Genomic DNA, 16,864 nt, shown 5'->3' with positions numbered 1-16,864 from the left:
AAAGGAACCCTGCTGACCAACCTGAAACGAGGGGGGTTAAAGTCGGAGTCAACTGCTTTCCACCGAAAGGTTGCACCTCATGAGCGATCAGTTCCCTGCTCTCCCCGAAGAATTCATCCCTTCTGATGGACGCTTTGGTTGCGGTCCTTCTAAGGTTCGCGCTCCTCAGATCCAGGCCGTCGTCGACGGCGGCATTTCCGTCATGGGTACGTCCCACCGTCAGCTAGCTGTAAAGAACGTTGTGGGCGAAGTACGCGAGGGTCTTTCCGAGCTATTTCAGCTCCCAGAGGGATACGAGATCGTGCTCTCCCTCGGTGGCGCTACGGCATTCTGGGATGCAGCAACCTTTGGCCTGATCGAAAAGAAGTCCGCACACCTTTCTTATGGCGAGTTCTCCTCGAAGTTCGCTAAGGCCGCCAGCCAGGCTCCTTGGCTTGATGCACCACAGGTTATTTCAGGCGAGCCAGGCGACGCTCCAGCAGTAGTCGCTGGCGAAGAGGGCGTAGACCTCATTGGCTGGGCTCACAACGAGACGTCGACTGGCGCAATGGTTCCAGTTACTCGCCCAGAGGGTTCGGACGGTCAGCTCGTAGCTATCGACGCAACCTCCGGCGCAGGTGGCCTTCCAGTCGATATGTCGCAGGCTGACGTTTACTACTTCTCGCCGCAGAAGTGCTTTGCCTCCGACGGTGGCATCTGGTTGGCAGCGATGTCTCCAGCAGCTATCGAGCGCATTGAGAAGATCAATTCGTCTGACCGCTTCATCCCTGCATTCCTGAACTTGCAGACCGCAGTCGACAATTCTCGCAAGAACCAGACTTACAACACTCCAGCCGTCGGCACGATGCTGATGCTGGCTAACCAGGTCAAGTGGATGAACGAGAATGGTGGCCTCGATGGCATGGTGGCACGCACCACGGAGTCTTCGTCGACTCTGTACACGTGGGCTGAACAGCGCGCTGAGGCTACTCCATTCGTCGCAGATGCTGCCAAGCGTTCCCTCGTCGTCGGCACCATCGACTTCAACGATGACATCGACGCTGCAGTTATCGCGAAGATCTTGCGCGCTAACGGCATCCTCGACACCGAGCCGTACCGCAAGCTGGGTCGCAACCAGCTGCGTATCGGCATGTTCCCAGCAATCGAGCCATCTGACATCCAGAAGCTGACCGGCGCGATCGACTGGATTCTGGACAACGGCCACGCAGCTAAGTAGAAACAGTTAGGTCTTTTCCACGACTTTTCCGTCTCCACACCCCCACACACGCCACATTGTCAAGATGTACGCGTGCTGGGGGTGTTGTCGTTTAGCATGAAGGTATTAATGTCCGCCATTCCTGTAGGAGGTTTTCGCATGCGGGAGCTCAAGCTCGTCAAGGACGGCGGTGAGTCCGGGGAGTTGATTCTCACCCCTGTTGACGGTGACGGAACTGAACAGTTCCGGCTTCCACTTACCGACGACCTCCGTGCCACCCTCGCCAACACCGTTGCTGAAAATGCAGACTCGGCCAACTCGGTAACTCCTGAGGTCAAGTCCGCCGAAGATAGCGCTCAAGCATTCCTCGATGCTGACGCAACCGACGCAACAGATGCAAGCGATGCAACTGCCGGCCACGATGCCGTCGCAGAGGCAGAACCTGAAGCAGACAGCCCTGTGGGAGACGTGGCGACAGATACCAATACCGCAGCTGACGATGACTCGGATAATGAAGCCACAGTTGAGGCTGCTGCACCGAAGGCTCCCGTCGCAAAGCCATTGCCGCCTCGAGCGCCAGAACCACGCGTAATTTTGCGTCCACGTGAGATTCAGGAACGTATTCGTGGCGGCGCAACCGTTGAGGAACTCGTCGAGTTCAGTGGCATGGCTGCAAAGAAGATCGAGCCTTTTGCGCACCCTGTGCTGGCGGAGCGTGCCCGTATCGCGGAACTAGGCAAGCAGTCTCGTCCTCGTCGTTCGGATGGACCGGCGAAACTCACGCTGTGGGAGATCTTGGCGACGGCTTTTGCTGCTCGAGGACAAGAATTGTCCGATGCGAAGTGGGATGCACGTCGCGATCCGACCGGACAGTGGATCGTCTCGGTCGCCTGGAATGTCGGGCACACGGAGAATCTCGCAGAGTGGAGCTACCAGGCGGATGGTTCACACGCACTGACGGTTTCTCGCAACGAGCTAGCTGCTGAGCTGGTGGATCCTGACTTCACACGTCGTCAGAATAGTGCGGTTGGACAGGACAATCTGTCATCTCCGCAGCGTCTGCCAAGCACGTGGATTCGTCCGGTCGCCAATGACACCGACCCAGCCGGCGACAAGAGCGCTGACCGTGATGGCGAACCAACCCACATCCCGTCTAGCAATACCGCCCAGACTCGATTCGGCGATGCTGCTCAGTCTGCACAGGGCCACGCCGATTCGAACGATGACGACGATCTCGATAGCTTCCTCCAGCATCCAGATGAAGGAGAGCACCCGAAGCGTCGTCGTAAGACGGTCATGCCGTCCTGGGAAGATGTTCTTCTGGGCGTTCGACCTAAAGAACCTAAGAAGTAGGAGCTTCCACGAAAATGCGCCCTCTCGTGGTGACTCTGTGGTTTGTCAGCTCCGCTGACCCTCTAGCGGTGTTGAACGCTGAGCCTGGTCACGACCGTGGTTTCGGTCGCAAATACCTAGCTCTGCTCGATCCTCGCATCACGCTGACCCCGATCGGCGATTTCCCGCTGAACCGGTCCGCACATGCCGGCCCGCATGAGTTTTATATCGGGGGTTTCGACGGGCTTGCAGTAGTTCAAACCGTACTTGACGACGTCGCGAAGATCTCCGACCTCCCACAGCGCTACCTGCGTGGCATAGCTGCGACAGACGTGTTTGTCACCGCAGAAGACCCGGTTTCTGGTTTCGGCGCGTTCGCACATTGGCGAGCAGGCGTGCTGAAGCGTGCTTTCTCCGCGACACCGTACAAAATTGTCGAAGACGAAGGCTTGCCCGATCCAGTCGAGGGTGACTTTTGGGCAGGCCGACGAACCCCGCAAGACGAGGCGTATCTGCAATCGCCGGAGTTCGACATTGATCGAGGCGTGCGCTTGCCATTCGCACCAATCGACATGGCACAAGCTGTCATTTCATCATGGCTGGGCTTCGACCCCACCGCCCAGGCACCGGATATCCCGGTCAGTGCATTCGCAGTCGATGGCCGCAAGGTGAAGGACATCCCGCCTCCCCCACCCCGGCGAGCACGCGTGAACGCTAGGACCCCGCAGCAGCCAGACGATGTCACGGATTACGACGACTACGAAGTCCACGACCTCGTCGATGATCGAAATGCGCCGGAAATTGTCACTCGCGGATTCTCCCGGTTAGGTCGTGACACGGCGCGTTTAGGTGTCAATGCTATTCACGGAGTCAAGACACTCTCGGCCAAGGCCTGGGGACTGCTGCAGCGACGTAACCGTCGCTAAGCGTTAGCTACTTTCGACGACCCGAAGGCGCTCGTAAAAGGCGATAGCAGCGGCTGTAGCGACGTTGAGGCTATCTGTACCTGGCTGCATGGGGATACGGGCGCGGACATCAGTGGCACGCATGGCGTGCTCCGTGAGCCCAGGTCCTTCAGCGCCAACCAAAATGGCAACTTTTTCTGCCTCCATGGCCTGCCACAGCGGCACTGCACCATCGCCCGGAGTCATGGACACTACGCGAAAACCTTCGTCCTTCAAGCCGTCGAGGCTGTGCTGCCATGTTGTCGTACGACCAGGAAGCGTGGCAAACGGAGTGCGCAAGACGTGCCCCATGGATACCCGTACGCTTCGCCGATACAGCGGATCCGCACAGGCTGCACCAAACAACACACCATCGACGCCCATGCCTGCGGCATTGCGGAACAGAGACCCGATGTTTTCGTGGTCACCGACGCCTTCCAGTACCAACAGTGTTCGGGCGTCATTAACCACCTCCGCGACCGTCATTTCTGGTGCGCGGTCAGCGGTAGCCAGCAGTCCGCGATGCATGTCGAAGCCCGCTGCCTCCGCCATCGTCTGCCTGGTGATCTCGTACCACGGCACCGTCGTAGCAATGGTGAGTTGTTGCGAACTGAGTTCGTCGTAAAGCTTCTGAAGCTTTGGCGCGGTGCCAAAAATCGCGCGGAGAGGGAATCGGGATTCGATGAGGCGTGGCACAACAAGAAAACCTTCCGCAATCACCAACCCCTTCCCGCCGGGAAGGTCCGGGCGGGAGTCAGAGTGATTCAGATTTCGAATGTCATCCAAACGAGGATCGGAAGCTTCGGGAATCTGGGTGAAGCGGAAGGTTTCGGTCATACCGAAATACTATGCGCCAAGCAGATTCATAATCGGATCGGCAACGAAGTACACAACAAACAGCAATGCAACGACCCACATCAGTGGGTGTACTTGCTTCGCACGGCCAGAGAACATAGCCATCACTGCGTAGGTAATGAAGCCAACGCCGATACCATTAGCGATGGAGTACGTGAATGGCATGACGACGATCGTCAGGAATGCTGGCAGCGCGATGTCAAAGCGATTGAGGTCGATGTCCTTAATCTGAGCCATCATCATCGCGCCAACGATAACGAGAACTGGCGCAGCAGCTTCGATAGGAACGATCTCGTACAGCGGTGTGAAGAACATAGCCAGCAGGAACAGCACGCCAGTGACAATGTTGGCGAGGCCGGTACGGGCACCGTCAGCAATACCCGCTGCGGAGTCAACGTAAACCGTGTTTGACGAACCGGACACAGCACCACCGACTACCGCACCAAAGCCTTCGACAACAAGAGCGCGCTTCATATCCGGCAAAACGCCGTTCTCGTCCGCCAAACCAGCTTGCTTGCCCAGGCCGGTCATCGTGCCCATAGCATCGAAGAAGTTCGCCAGGACGAGGGTGAATAGCAGCATCGTCGCACCGATGACGCCGACGTTGATGAAAGCGCCAAAGAGATCAAACTTGCCAATGAGCGAGAGATCCGGGAGCCCGCCTACTCCGTCCGGGGTAGTCGGCACAGCCAAGTTCCAGCCAGTTGGCGATGGCTTACCGTCCACCATTGACGGGCCAGCCTTCACAATGGCTTCCACAATCAGCGCAATGATCGTGTTCACGACAATGCCGATGAACAAGCCACCAGGAACACGAAGGACGACCAGAGCGCCACAGATCAAAATGCCGAGCACGAAGACGGCCGTTGGCCAGGAGGCAATCTGCCCGTCAATGCCGAGCTGTACTGGAACAGTAGTCTGCGCTGCATCGGGGATGCGGCGTACCAGTCCGCCGTCGACAAGTCCGATCATGGCAATGAACATGCCAATGCCGACAGTAAGAGCTGCCTTCATTGAAGGTGGAATGGCGTTGAACACTGCAGTTCGGAAACCGGAAACGGCCAACGCAACAATGATGATGCCGTCGAGCACCACGAGGCCCATGGCTTCAGGCCACGACAATCCTTCGTTGGCAACAAAGGTCACGGCAACCAAGGTATTGATGCCAAGACCAGCAGCAATACCGAACGGGTAACGAGCAAAAACACCAAAGGCAATGGTGAGAACACCGGCGGCGAACGCAGTGACCGCTGCAACGCGGGACATCCCCAGGGTCGCGCCCGTATGGTCTGCGATATTGCCAAGAATGATCGGGTTCAGCAGGATGATGTACGCCATTGCGAAGAACGTGACGACGCCGCCACGGACCTCGGTGACTACAGACGATCCACGCTCTGTGATCTTGAAAAATCGATCGACCGCACTGACGGAAGATTGATCTTTCTGTGCAGTGTCAGCCACCGCAGTGGCTGGTGCTTGTTGTGATTCTGGAACAGAATCTCGGCTCATATTTTTCTCCCTACAGGCGAGCAAATCGGGCTTCCGCGATGCACTCGACAAAAGTGAATCGAGTGACGGGAAAGCCGTGCATTACCAATTTTGCAGCCCATACCCGGGGTAGAGCAAAACTTAGCCGGTGGCGGAGGCGTGCCGAGTCGATATATTCAGCCTTTTAATTGAGTTCCGTCCGTTCGACAATCTCTTGATCATCGAATGCCTGCTTATCTGGCACGCCGTGGCCAACGACTTCAGGTGTGGCGGAATGCGCACCACAGCCGTGACCATGATGGACAACAGAACCGTCGAAAGCCCACTCGTTCACGCATACGCCCCAATCCCGGCCTAGTGTTCCGGACAACGGAATATGGAATGCACAGGAGCCACAATTTAGGAGCGAATTGACTGCGAATTCGCTATGAGGTCCAGTTTCCCCGGACTTCCAGCGAGCATCGGCAGCTCTCTTGCCCTGCTCGGTAAGCTCGCGAACATTTGGTTCGCCTGGGGTCAACCGCTCGTCGTCAGGTGCTGGTGGCATGAGATCACGGGGTCCTAAGTCTCCCGGCCGAATGCGATCCTCATACGGAATCCACTCCGGTGCCTGCAGCGCAGTGTCACCGGGAACCAACGCAACTTCACTGACGGTGATGTACTTCGACCCCTCAGCCACGGCCACCACGACGTGCCATTCCCAACCCCGGTACCCAGGAAGATTCGGTTGGAAACGGTGCACCGCGACGCCAGGAGACGTCATAGCCACGCCTACGTGCTCGCCTGCGGGGCCTTCGCCGAGGTCTTCAATAGCCTCGCGAGCTACTTCCATGGCCTTGCCGGCTACTACTCGCCCGCCTGCAGCACCATCGCGGCGTTGCCGATTCTGTGAACGTCGTCGATTGTCAGTCACACTGCCATCCTAGAGTGATAGGGATGAACCTCCAGACGTTGGTCGCTCCTGCAGGCATGTCAAGCCATTTTCGCGTCAACAAGCGCACCCTGTTCGCTTGTCTGGCTCTTGCCACAAGTACGACAGCGATGACAAGTTGCGGTGATGCTGACGACTCCTCAGCTGCCGACGACCCGTTGCCTGGTCAACCAACTCAATTTGATGTCCGAATCGTCGCAAAGCATCCTTCGGACCCGCGTGCTTTTACGCAGGGGCTGGAGCTGGACAAGGATTTCAACCTCGTCGTTGGTACGGGCATGTATAACGAATCCGAGATCTACCGCGTTAAGAATTGGCCGAGCAATGGCGCAACGCCCGGCACGAAGTCGGAGCAACACAAGCTCGAACCAGGGTTATTTGGCGAGGGCATCACGATTGCCGATGACACTGTCTGGCAATTGACCTGGCGCGAGAATGTCGCTATTGCACGGGATGTCGCAACGTTGCAAGAACAGCGTCGCGTGCGTTACGACGGCGAAGGCTGGGGCATCTGTGCATTCCAAGACAAATTGGTGATGTCTGATGGGAGTGGCCATCTACAATTCCGCGATCCTGACACGTTCGGTGTCACCGGTGGAGTTGATGTCACCAATGGAGAAACTCCGGCCACTGCATTGAACGAGTTGGAATGTGTCCAGGGTTCTCGTGGGCCAGAGGTATGGGCGAATGTCTGGCAGACGAACACGATTCTGCGGATTGACCCTGCAACCGGGCACGTCACCGGTGAAGCTGATGCGACGGAACTGGTTAACCAGCTACCTACCGAAGCACGCGCACGAGCCGACGTGCTGAACGGCATCGCCGCCTACCGGGGCACCGGAACTTTTCTTGTAACCGGCAAGTATTGGCCAACGTTGTACCAGGTGGAATTCGTTCCCCGGCAGAAGCGCTAAGCTCACCTAGAGACCTGCCCCGGGTAGGGTACAGCGAACACGCAAGCAATCTTCAAGGAGCATCCACGATGGCACGTAAGAACAGGAAGAAAGCCCTCCAGCTGATTGGGCTTATCCTTGGTGTCGGATTGATCATTACTGTCATCGTCATCGCTGTCGACAAATTCAGTGATCGCGCTATTGAAGACCCGAACGCTCTCACCATCGAATGGAAGAAGGGCGACGAGGACGTCGTCGTCAAACCATACCGTGTGTGCGACCTATTCGAACAGGATGCGTGTACCGTCACCGAAGCAAATGCCGCGCACATCAAGTTGGGCTTGGAAGAAACAGGCGAACTGAATGTGGGCAAAGAGGTCGGTTCAGGTAAGTGGACTGTACAGCGATTTTTCTCGGATGAGTCTGTGAACTCCGAGTCCGTGAAGGAACCTGGCGAGGCCATGAACGAGACTATCGCTGGCTCTACCTCTGTCAATGGCGAACGCACGCCACTTGGTGTTGTTGAAGTTTCTACTGCTGTCGTTGGCAAAAATGCCGCCGGCGAAGAGACGACCTACGGAATTACGTGGTCAATCGTCAACGACTCGGCGGCAATGTAGCGGCAAAGCAATTGCGTGCCAATAACTGCTAGCTCGGACTAAACAGATCTCAAGGACCTCAGGGTCCTTCAGAGTTTATGCATCAAGCTCCCGCGCCACTGCGCGCAGGACTTCTGCAACCTGATGGCCGTGCTTACGATCCGGGTAGCGCCCTGACTTCAAATCATGCTGGACTGTGTTTTCCAGCATCGAAATCATGTCCGAAATCATTCCATTGAGCTCGCTCGGGCTGTGTCGCTTCACTGGCTTGCGGGCACCTTGACCTCGGCCGCCCTGACCTCCTCGCCCACGTCCACCGCGACGCTGTGGCTCGGAGAGAACGCTGATGCGCAATGCCTGCGGGCCTGGCCGACCATCTGCGTAGTCGTACTCGATACGCTGGCCTTGGTGGAGCTCTTCTACACCCTCCGGCAAGACCGCATGGCCGACGTACACGTCTTCGCCATCTGGATTTGAAACAAAGCCGAAGCCACGGTCTTTGTCGTACCACTTCATTTTGCCGATCGGCACGTGACATCACCTTTCTTCATCACTCGATTGTCGCGCACTTTCAATGGAGCCATCGGCACTAGCAATAGTTTCTAGTACTAGCCGACTGTTCGCGCCTGGTCACGAGCGACAATTGATAATTGTTAAAGAATACAAGTGTACAGCATCCGTTTAGATAAACACTTTTCGACGGCCTCGCCACTGACCAGACACTGAAGAACCATTGGGAATTCGGGAACTCACGGACTGATAACGACTTTATAACGTGAACTTCACCACTTTAGGGGTAATTCACATGTGCCACTCTGCTTTCATCTGCGGATTCACCCTGGGATTATAGGAAGTTCGGCCAATGTTATCACTTTTAATAATAAATCTTCTCTCGGCGATTTAGCGTGACTATTCCGTTACAAACCGCTACCGTGCTGTTACGAAGCGCATGGCAGCGTGGTCGCATTTCGCCAAACCCCGTTCTGGGCGACACTAAACACACTGCTACGCCACACAATTTCACAGGGACATCCTGATCGAAGAACGGGGTCGGGGAAACCACAAAGCAACAGCTCGCCTGTGGCTTTTGTTGGACAAGCACATCGTTGAACTCATATTGCGCTTGCATCCTTGGGGTGAGGCCGGACATCCGTCCGCCGGGCAATCCTTCCGCCCGAATCCGACAGCTAACCCCGACGGCGACACCAAAAGTACAACGAGAGGGACATTCCATCATGGCTCGCAACACCAAGAACACCGCAGCAAAGGTCGCCATCGCAGGCCTCGCAGTTGGCTTCGGCGCCGCTGCATTCGCACCAGCAGCATCCGCTGCTCCTTACTCCGACTGGGAGCGCCTGGCCGAGTGCGAGTCCGGTGGCAACTGGCACATCAACAACGGCAACGGCTACTACGGTGGCCTGCAGTTCAGCCCAAGCACCTGGACCGGCTTCGGCGGTGGCGAGTTCGCTCCAACCGCTGACCGTGCAACCAAGGATCAGCAGATCTGGGTTGCTGAAAAGGTTCTAGCGTCCCAGGGTTGGAACGCATGGCCTGCTTGCTCCCAGCGTCTCGGCCTCTCTTCCGGCCCAACCGAGCGTCCAAAGCCAGTCAACGGCGTTACCCCATCTACTGGTCCCAATAACGCAGCTGCTGGCATCAACCTGACCGACCCGGCTTCGATCCAGCGTGTCATTGATCGTATGTCCCGCGCAGCTACCGCTGGCGACCTGCAGGCGATCATGAACGAGGTCCAGGGCGTTGCAAACGCAGCTGGTATGCCAGTTCCAGCCGAGATCACCAACTTCTTCAACATCGCAATCAACGGCTACGGTGGCACCCCACAGGTTCCAGCAATGCCAGCAATGCCTCAGCTGCCTGCAATGGGCTTCGACACCCCACAGGTTCCAGCAATGCCAGCTATCCCAGGCTTGCCTTTCTAAGTTTGGAAGGTCGCCAGTGTTGCACTGACGAATACCTACAAAGAAGCCGCCCTACTCCAACAATGGAGTGCAGGGCGGTTTCTTGTTTGCGCCAACCAGCTAGCGCAGTCCAGCTGGCGCCATTCAGGCCGATGCGATCAATTATAGATCGGTTTTGGAAAGGCGAAAGCCGCGCACGCCCACCAGGACATGCGCGGTCATCAGCACACTAAAGCGCTAACGTGACGTCAGCGACTACTTGTTAATAATCGTGGTTGGGTGCACGTAATGCAGATCCTCTGCAGGAACTGGGAACTCAATGGAGCCAAATGGAGAGTCCGCACCAGCGTGCTTTGCAATGAGCTCTGTAACCGCATGCTGTCCAGGCTCGAGATCCTGTGGCCAGCCTGCATCGACGTACTGGTTTTTCTTCTGAACGTTAGCCATAGATTTGATTCTCTCAGAAAGTCGACGCACAGTCACGTTTTCTACTCACTAAGGTGGGGGTTGTCATGACCGAAATCACCCCCTTCCCTCAATTCCGCCAATGGTTGGAAGATCGCCCCGATCGATTCCTCATTGAGTTGCTGCATAAGCGACCGGATGCGGTCTCCCCGCCTCCGCGTTCCACGGATGTCCTTGCTGCTCGGCTACAGCTTCGTGCGTCCATCATGCGCATGTTGCCCGAACTTACGGCACTGCAGCTCGCGGTCATTGAAGCAGCAGCAAGCGCCGGCGCTGAACTCGACCCCGTCGCGATGTCTACAATCATCGAGAACATCGGCGACTCCTTAGAAAAGGCCAAGATCGATCGTAACCAGCGACCTACCGCGACCCATATCAGGGCTGCTGCAGACGAGCTTCGTCAGCTCGGTGTTGTCTACGGCAATGGACCAGGTGGTGGTGGCACGTTTGTCGGAAAGTCCTCGCGAAAGAAGCCACTCCCCTTCGAAGACCAGTTGATGCTGGTCGACGAGATTTCCAGTTCGCTACCACCAGGGTGGTCGATTCTACCCACTCCAGGTGCGCCTTCGGTCGCCACTATTCGGGCTCTACTTGACGACGTCGACACCAAGCAATCTCGACTCCTCACCACGCTGGCCGAAGCTGGCGGACTCGGTACCACCAAAGATGCCGACCCCGATGCGGATCCGTCGTTGCCGGTACCTCGACTCATTGCGAACGGATTGTTAGAACGCGTCGACTCGTCAACTGTTCGGCTGCCTTCTCGTGTGCGAGCAGTCATGCGTGGTGCTGCGATCCCCGATGTGCCCGTCATTCTGCGCCCGAGTACGCCCGACACAACTCCGATTCGCGATATCGATGGCCGAGCTGCCGGTAACGTTCTCGAGTTGTTGCGCATAACAGCAGACCTATTGACTCGGCTCAGCCATGATCCGTCGCCAACGCTGAAAGACGGAGTGATCGGGGTTCGCGAGCATCGCAGCCTCCTATCCGATATTGGTTGTTCGGAAGCAGAGCTCTCCCGCGCCATGTCCTACGCGGAGGCTGCTTTATTGGCCACCGTCGGCACGCCTCATCCGCTGCCACCCAATGACACTGGTGGCGACTACTTCACTCCTATGGCAGCTACCGATGAGTTCTTCGAAGCGACAGCTGCGCAGCGGTGGGCACTGCTCATTCAGGCGTGGTTGCGCCACGATTTCGCCCCATGGCTCGTTGGTACCCCGGGTCCCGATGGTAAGAAAATTGCGCTGTTGTCAGCCCACGCACGCTTATCAACGCTGCCACCACTGCGCCACGCAATCCTCGATGTGCTCGTTCAGGCATGCCCAGCCATTGACGGCACAGCACCGAGTTCAGCCGTCGCTGACTTCCGAACGGTCTTTGCCACCCAACGTCCGATTCTGGCAGCACGCACAGCGACCGAGCTTCTCGACGCTGCCCTCGACGACCTAGCAGCCCTTGGCCTCGTTGTCGTGCAAGGAGATGCCGTTGCGGTGACTTCGGCAGGTCGGGTCGCTGTAGGTAGTTCAGCTGATGATGTTGCGGACACACTAGCCCCATTGTTACCGGCGCCGACCGAGAGCATCATGGCGCAGGCAGATCTCACCATTTTGGTACCAGGACCCGCAGCACCCGCTCTTGCCACCATGCTTGAGTCCTTCGCTGATTTGGAATCTCCGGGACTTGCCAGCGTCTACAGAGTGACCGAAACCTCCGTTCGCAGAGCGCTAGATTCCGGAGTGGCAGCCCGCGATATCCAGGATTTCCTGGCGCAACGCTCGCTCAGCGATGTGCCCCAATCCATCACCTATTTGATCGATGACGTTGCGCGCCGACACGGCCTCGTTCGCGGTGGCCCTGCAGCCAGTTATATACGGTGTGATGACCCAGCTGTGCTCGCCAACATCATGTCGACACCCGTCGCCACGCAATTTGGTCTACGACTCATTGCAGATACTGTTGCAGTCTCGCAAGCGCCGCTCGTTCAAGTCATGAATGCACTTCGCGATGCGGGGCATTCCGCCACCGCCGAAGACGCTCTTGGCGCAGCACTAGACTTGTCGCCGGAACCTTTCCGCACGTCAGATGCCCCTCGACGTCCCGCAGCACGACCAGAAACAGTTACCGACGCCGGTCGTATCAGCCAAGCTCTCGAATCAATGCGAGCGGGCGACCGAGCGAAAGATAGTGATCCATCCACTCGGATCGACATGGACGACGATCCTGCAAGCGGCGCCGCTGCCCTTTCGCTTCTGCAGCGAGCATGCCGAGCTGGCCGTGATGTCACTATCGGTTACGTGGATCGAAATGGGCACAAGGGACGTCGTAAAGTGCGCCCCGCTACCGTATCCGGTGGGCAAGTCGACGCGATCGATCCGGCAACCGGCCAAGTTTTACGCTTCCTGCTGCACCGAGTAACAGAAGTCGTGTTAGACGATTAGCCCGAAGCAGGCCATAATGGAGTTTTGGCTCTATTAGAGAGGTTTGGTGGCTTATGGCTTTCGGCACTGGTCCACTCATTGTGCAATCGGACAAGACTGTCCTGCTGGAAATCGATCACGCTGAAGCCGAGGCTGCCCGTGCCGCGCTTGCGCCGTTCGCTGAACTGGAGCGCGCTCCCGAGCACATCCACACTTACCGAATCACACCGCTGGCGCTGTGGAACGCCCGCGCTGCTGGTCACGATGCGGAGCAAGTCGTCGATGTGCTCGAAACCTACTCCAGGTTCCCGGTTCCGCAGCCTCTACTTGTCGACGTCGCAGAAACCATGGACCGCTACGGACGCTTGACCTTGCTCAAGCATCCGGCTCACGGCCTTGTGCTGGAGTCGACGGATCCTGCCGTGCTGACTGAAGTGACTCGTCACAAGAAAATTCGCCCGATGCTCGGCGAGCAGATCGACGACGATACGTGGACCGTCCACCCTTCCGAACGAGGACGCATCAAGCAGGAACTGCTGAAGGTTGGCTGGCCAGCCCGCGACACCGCCGGATACGTCGACGGCGAGGCACACTCCATCTCGTGGGACGGCAACGGTGACGTGTGGGAGCTCCGCGACTACCAGCGTCACGCAGCGGATTCCTTCCGGGAAGGTGGCTCTGGTGTCGTTGTCTTGCCCTGTGGTGCGGGCAAAACCATCGTCGGCGCTGCTGCCATGGTCGATGCACAGCGCACGACGCTGATCCTGGTCACTAATACTGTCGCTGGACGTCAGTGGCGCGATGAGCTGCTCAAGCGTACGTCGCTAAGCGAAGACGAAATCGGCGAGTACTCGGGCGAACGCAAGGAAATCCGTCCGGTCACCATCGCGACCTACCAAGTGGTCACGCGCAAAACCAAGGGCGAGTTCCGTGCCCTCGAACTTTTCGATTCCCGCGACTGGGGCCTCATCATCTACGACGAAGTCCACCTTCTCCCTGCCCCAGTTTTCCGCATGAGCGCAGATCTGCAGTCGCGTCGACGCCTCGGTCTGACCGCCACCTTGGTTCGCGAGGACGGCCGCGAAGGCGACGTCTTCAGCCTAATCGGGCCAAAGCGTTACGACGCTCCGTGGAAAGACATCGAAGCCCAAGGCTGGATCGCTCCCGCCGATTGCATCGAAGTCCGCGTCACTGCAACAGAGGCCGAGCGCATGGTCTACGCCGTCGCCGAAGCAAATGACAAGTACCGCCTGGCTGCCACCACACCGACGAAGATCCCCGTGGTCACGAAGATCTTGGAGCGCCACAAGGGCGAACCCACACTTGTCATTGGCGCGTACCTTGACCAACTTGAAGAACTCGGCGAAGCACTAAACGCACCGGTCATCGATGGCAAGACTCCCAACGCCACGCGCGAGAAGCTTTTCAATCAGTTCCGCAGTGGAGAATTAACAACTCTCGTCGTCAGTAAGGTCGCAAATTTCTCCATCGACCTTCCTGAAGCATCCGTCGCAGTCCAGGTGTCTGGAACCTTCGGCTCTCGCCAGGAGGAAGCACAGCGCCTCGGACGGTTGCTCCGGCCGAAGGCCGACGGCGGTGGCGCAATCTTCTATTCAGTGGTGACGCGGGATACCCTGGATACTGAATATGCGGCACACAGGCAGCGTTTCCTCGCAGAGCAGGGCTACGCATATCGCATCGTCGATGCCGACGAGCTGCTTGGCCCCACGCTTCCCGGCGACGAACTCTCTTAGACGTCGAACTATCAGCACTGACCTACCAAGGACACTCAGCACAATGAGCTTTACTTTTCCCGTTGATGAAAACCACAACAAGGAAAACAACGAGTACTACCGCGACGGCCGTCGACTCAAAACTTCGGGCATCGTCTTTTCGGTACTACTCCTCATTGCAGCCGGAGTGCTGTTGTGGCTCGGCAGTGCCGGATGGACCCTGTACCTCGCCATCTTCCTGATCGTCGTCGGTGTCTTCTACCTCTTCGTATCAGTCAAGCTCGGCTCCGCAGTCACCGCACCTCAACAGCTTTACGACGAGTCGCCACTATGCCCTGCTGTGATCGCAGAAGTTGAGCCACGGACGATGACGCTCATGGCGCTCGTCGATACGCGCAAGGATCAGAATTGGGGAACTCCGCAGCGAGCACTGACCCTAAGGACTGTCACGAAAGTTTCAGGCGTTCCGCGTCGTCGTGGGGCTCGAGTGCCAGCGGTGGCTGTAGGCGGCAATCACCAGGAGAATTCGGCTTCATTTGACCAGGTCACGCCCGTGCCAATCGCTTGGGGCACACGCGACACCAAGGTTGTGCGGGAAGCTGAACGAACTATCGCACACGCCGACTGGATGCTGCTGCAGAACAATCTCGACCGCGTTCCAGATATCCGCGCGACGAAGCACGATCTACTAATTATTGACTAGCAGTCTCCCGGATTAGTTGGAGTAGCGACCAGCCTGCTGGGACCAGTCCCACGAATCTTCATTGGCCTTGTCGATCGCTTCTTTGTCGTAATCGCCTACCGCGACGTCGGGAAGCTCCCGCTCTGTCTGCGTAACCTTCACAATGAAGCGCGCAAGATCTGTGATGCGATCACGCTGGACCGCCGGTACAGCGACTAGATGAGTTGCCAGGTATGTCTTGACCATCGCACTACCGCCATGTGCATTGACCAACTCAGCGAACTCGGCACCACCACGGACAGTATCGTCCTTGCTGCCGAGCTGTACCAATACCTGAAGTCCCTGCGGGATAGTGCGTCGTACGGGCGACACAGTTGGATCGATAGCGTCGGTAGTGCCAAAAACAGCAGTCAACAGCTCCTCTGAGTAGCCAGTGAGATCCAACGCTGGCGCTGTGAGCGCAAGGACCGGCAACTCGCCCGTAATGAAATCAAGTGCTCGGACACACGTATGCCCGCCAGAAGACACACCCCAAAGGACGATGTCGTCCAAGTTGGTCCGAACCCGAACTTCCTCAGGGAAGACAGCTGGGAACTCTGCTGAGCCAGAGGCAGCATTGCGCAGTTCATTTACTACCGCACTGACGTCTTCTGCGGCCGCTGGCATCGGATGTTCAGGAGCCAAACGGTAGTCAACATCGACGACCACCGCACCGGAACGTTCTGCGAGTGCAGCGCAGTCAGGGCCAAAAGAATTCTCCCTGAGCACGCCATTACCCATCCACCAAGCACCACCATGTGCAGCAACCACGACCGCCCCAGTAGCAGCTGTGGGGACATACACCGTCACCGGAACTCCTGCGATCGTCGTCTCGTCGAAAACGAGGCTCGCGGGGTCTGCGAATGCGACGAAGGGCAGCGTGTGGTTCACTCCAGCACCAAGAACCAGCATTGACGCGTGAACAATAGCGTCCGGCAAACGAGCGGCTCGAGTATTCGCTTCCGCTCGCGCTACACGAACTTCGTCTTCACTGCCCTGCCACGGCACTGGAGTCGACATAAAACGATAAGCGGGCACATGCTCTTCAAGATACTCAATGAGCTGCTGAAGCTTGCCTTCATCCGTGGTCACCGGAGTGAAGCCAGTAGTGCTAGTCGGCTGATTCATACGGTACATACTGCCATACCACTTATCACGGCTAACCCACCAGGCAGCAATCACCAACAAGGCAGGCCACTACTACAGCCTTCGCTTGTGTGTTCGAGTGCGGGCACACAAAAAAAAAGGGGGCCCAGCCCACAAGGACCAGACCCCCACAAAAACAATGCCGGCAGCGACCTACTCTCCCACACCCTCCCGAGTGCAGTACCATCGGCGCAGGCAGACTTAGCTTCCGGGTTCGGAA

At 57.4% G+C, this 16,864-nt stretch carries 15 protein-coding genes, 1 rRNA gene and 1 riboswitch; of the genes, 9 read left to right on the top strand and 7 right to left on the bottom strand.

All coding sequences use genetic code 11. The annotated features are described in order from the left end of the window. The first annotated feature begins 79 nt into the window (after positions 1–79). From serC to WG938_RS06640, 3 genes are all read left to right on the top strand, one after another. Positions 80–1,216 (top strand): phosphoserine transaminase, encoded by a 1,137-nt coding sequence (serC, locus tag WG938_RS06650; RefSeq protein WP_339978932.1) that lies wholly within the window; start codon positions 80–82, stop codon positions 1,214–1,216. A 138-nt stretch (positions 1,217–1,354) separates the two neighbouring features. Then, entirely contained in the window at positions 1,355–2,548 is a 1,194-nt protein-coding gene (gene sepH, locus WG938_RS06645) for a septation protein SepH (RefSeq protein ID WP_339978930.1), read from the top strand. A 14-nt stretch (positions 2,549–2,562) separates the two neighbouring features. After that, on the top strand, positions 2,563–3,453 hold the full coding sequence (locus WG938_RS06640) for a DUF6928 family protein (protein WP_339978927.1): 891 nt from the start codon (positions 2,563–2,565) through the stop codon (positions 3,451–3,453). A gap of 3 nt (positions 3,454–3,456) precedes the next feature. Here the strand turns inward: WG938_RS06640 and WG938_RS06635 are convergent, their stop codons facing one another. The 3 genes from WG938_RS06635 to WG938_RS06625 form a co-directional block, all read right to left on the bottom strand. Further along, on the bottom strand, positions 3,457–4,308 hold the full coding sequence (locus tag WG938_RS06635) for a TrmH family RNA methyltransferase (RefSeq protein ID WP_339978925.1): 852 nt from the start codon (positions 4,306–4,308) through the stop codon (positions 3,457–3,459). A 9-nt stretch (positions 4,309–4,317) separates the two neighbouring features. After that, positions 4,318–5,787, bottom strand: a complete 1,470-nt coding sequence (locus WG938_RS06630; RefSeq protein WP_445292908.1) for an NCS2 family permease — start codon at positions 5,785–5,787, stop codon at positions 4,318–4,320. Positions 5,788–5,998: 211 nt separating this feature from the next. Next, the gene (locus WG938_RS06625; protein WP_339978921.1) at positions 5,999–6,727 is read right to left on the bottom strand and encodes a DUF3027 domain-containing protein; all 729 of its coding nucleotides are present in this window, start codon (positions 6,725–6,727) and stop codon (positions 5,999–6,001) included. 23 nt (positions 6,728–6,750) lie between these two features. Between WG938_RS06625 and WG938_RS06620 the strand changes: the two genes are divergently transcribed. Further along, a complete protein-coding gene (locus WG938_RS06620) occupies positions 6,751–7,659 on the top strand; it encodes a glutaminyl-peptide cyclotransferase (protein ID WP_339978919.1) in 909 nt (302 codons plus the stop codon). Between the two features lie 68 nt (positions 7,660–7,727). After that, on the top strand, positions 7,728–8,258 hold the full coding sequence (locus tag WG938_RS06615; protein WP_339978917.1) for a DUF2771 family protein: 531 nt from the start codon (positions 7,728–7,730) through the stop codon (positions 8,256–8,258). A gap of 75 nt (positions 8,259–8,333) precedes the next feature. Here the strand turns inward: WG938_RS06615 and WG938_RS06610 are convergent, their stop codons facing one another. Beyond that, a complete protein-coding gene (locus WG938_RS06610; RefSeq protein WP_339978914.1) occupies positions 8,334–8,768 on the bottom strand; it encodes a cold-shock protein in 435 nt (144 codons plus the stop codon). A gap of 490 nt (positions 8,769–9,258) precedes the next feature. Next, a riboswitch (cyclic di-AMP (ydaO/yuaA leader) is annotated at positions 9,259–9,454 on the top strand. Positions 9,455–9,472: 18 nt separating this feature from the next. On the opposite strand from WG938_RS06610, the gene WG938_RS06605 reads away from it, so the two are divergent. After that, a complete protein-coding gene (locus WG938_RS06605; protein WP_339978911.1) occupies positions 9,473–10,177 on the top strand; it encodes a resuscitation-promoting factor Rpf1 domain-containing protein in 705 nt (234 codons plus the stop codon). 234 nt (positions 10,178–10,411) lie between these two features. Here the strand turns inward: WG938_RS06605 and WG938_RS06600 are convergent, their stop codons facing one another. Beyond that, the gene (locus WG938_RS06600) at positions 10,412–10,603 is read right to left on the bottom strand and encodes a hypothetical protein (RefSeq protein WP_339978909.1); all 192 of its coding nucleotides are present in this window, start codon (positions 10,601–10,603) and stop codon (positions 10,412–10,414) included. A 65-nt stretch (positions 10,604–10,668) separates the two neighbouring features. Here WG938_RS06600 and WG938_RS06595 point away from each other — a divergent pair, with 65 nt between their 5' ends. Genes WG938_RS06595 through WG938_RS06585 form a run of 3 tightly spaced genes read left to right on the top strand, consistent with a single transcriptional unit; the run spans position 10,669 to position 15,480 of the window. Continuing rightward, positions 10,669–13,065: a helicase-associated domain-containing protein gene (locus tag WG938_RS06595; RefSeq protein WP_339978907.1), complete on the top strand. Its 2,397-nt coding sequence runs from the start codon at positions 10,669–10,671 to the stop codon at positions 13,063–13,065. Positions 13,066–13,118: 53 nt separating this feature from the next. After that, positions 13,119–14,798, top strand: a complete 1,680-nt coding sequence (locus WG938_RS06590; protein ID WP_339978905.1) for a DNA repair helicase XPB — start codon at positions 13,119–13,121, stop codon at positions 14,796–14,798. A 43-nt stretch (positions 14,799–14,841) separates the two neighbouring features. Continuing rightward, positions 14,842–15,480, top strand: coding sequence for a DUF3239 domain-containing protein (locus WG938_RS06585; protein ID WP_339978903.1), 639 nt, complete (start codon positions 14,842–14,844; stop codon positions 15,478–15,480). A gap of 12 nt (positions 15,481–15,492) precedes the next feature. Here WG938_RS06585 and WG938_RS06580 read toward each other — a convergent pair whose 3' ends face one another. Both WG938_RS06580 and rrf read right to left on the bottom strand, forming a co-directional pair. Continuing rightward, complete coding sequence (locus WG938_RS06580; RefSeq protein ID WP_339978900.1) at positions 15,493–16,626, bottom strand: alpha/beta hydrolase; 1,134 nt, start codon at positions 16,624–16,626, stop codon at positions 15,493–15,495. A gap of 158 nt (positions 16,627–16,784) precedes the next feature. After that, a 5S ribosomal RNA gene (gene rrf, locus WG938_RS06575) occupies positions 16,785–16,864 on the bottom strand; the annotation flags it as partial.

Origin of the sequence: Corynebacterium sp. H113 (assembly GCF_037572315.1) — a bacterium.
Classification (GTDB): Bacteria; Actinomycetota; Actinomycetes; order Mycobacteriales; family Mycobacteriaceae; genus Corynebacterium.
The sequence above is the reverse complement of the archived record's forward strand: the minus strand, read 5'-3'. Positions and strand labels throughout refer to the sequence as shown.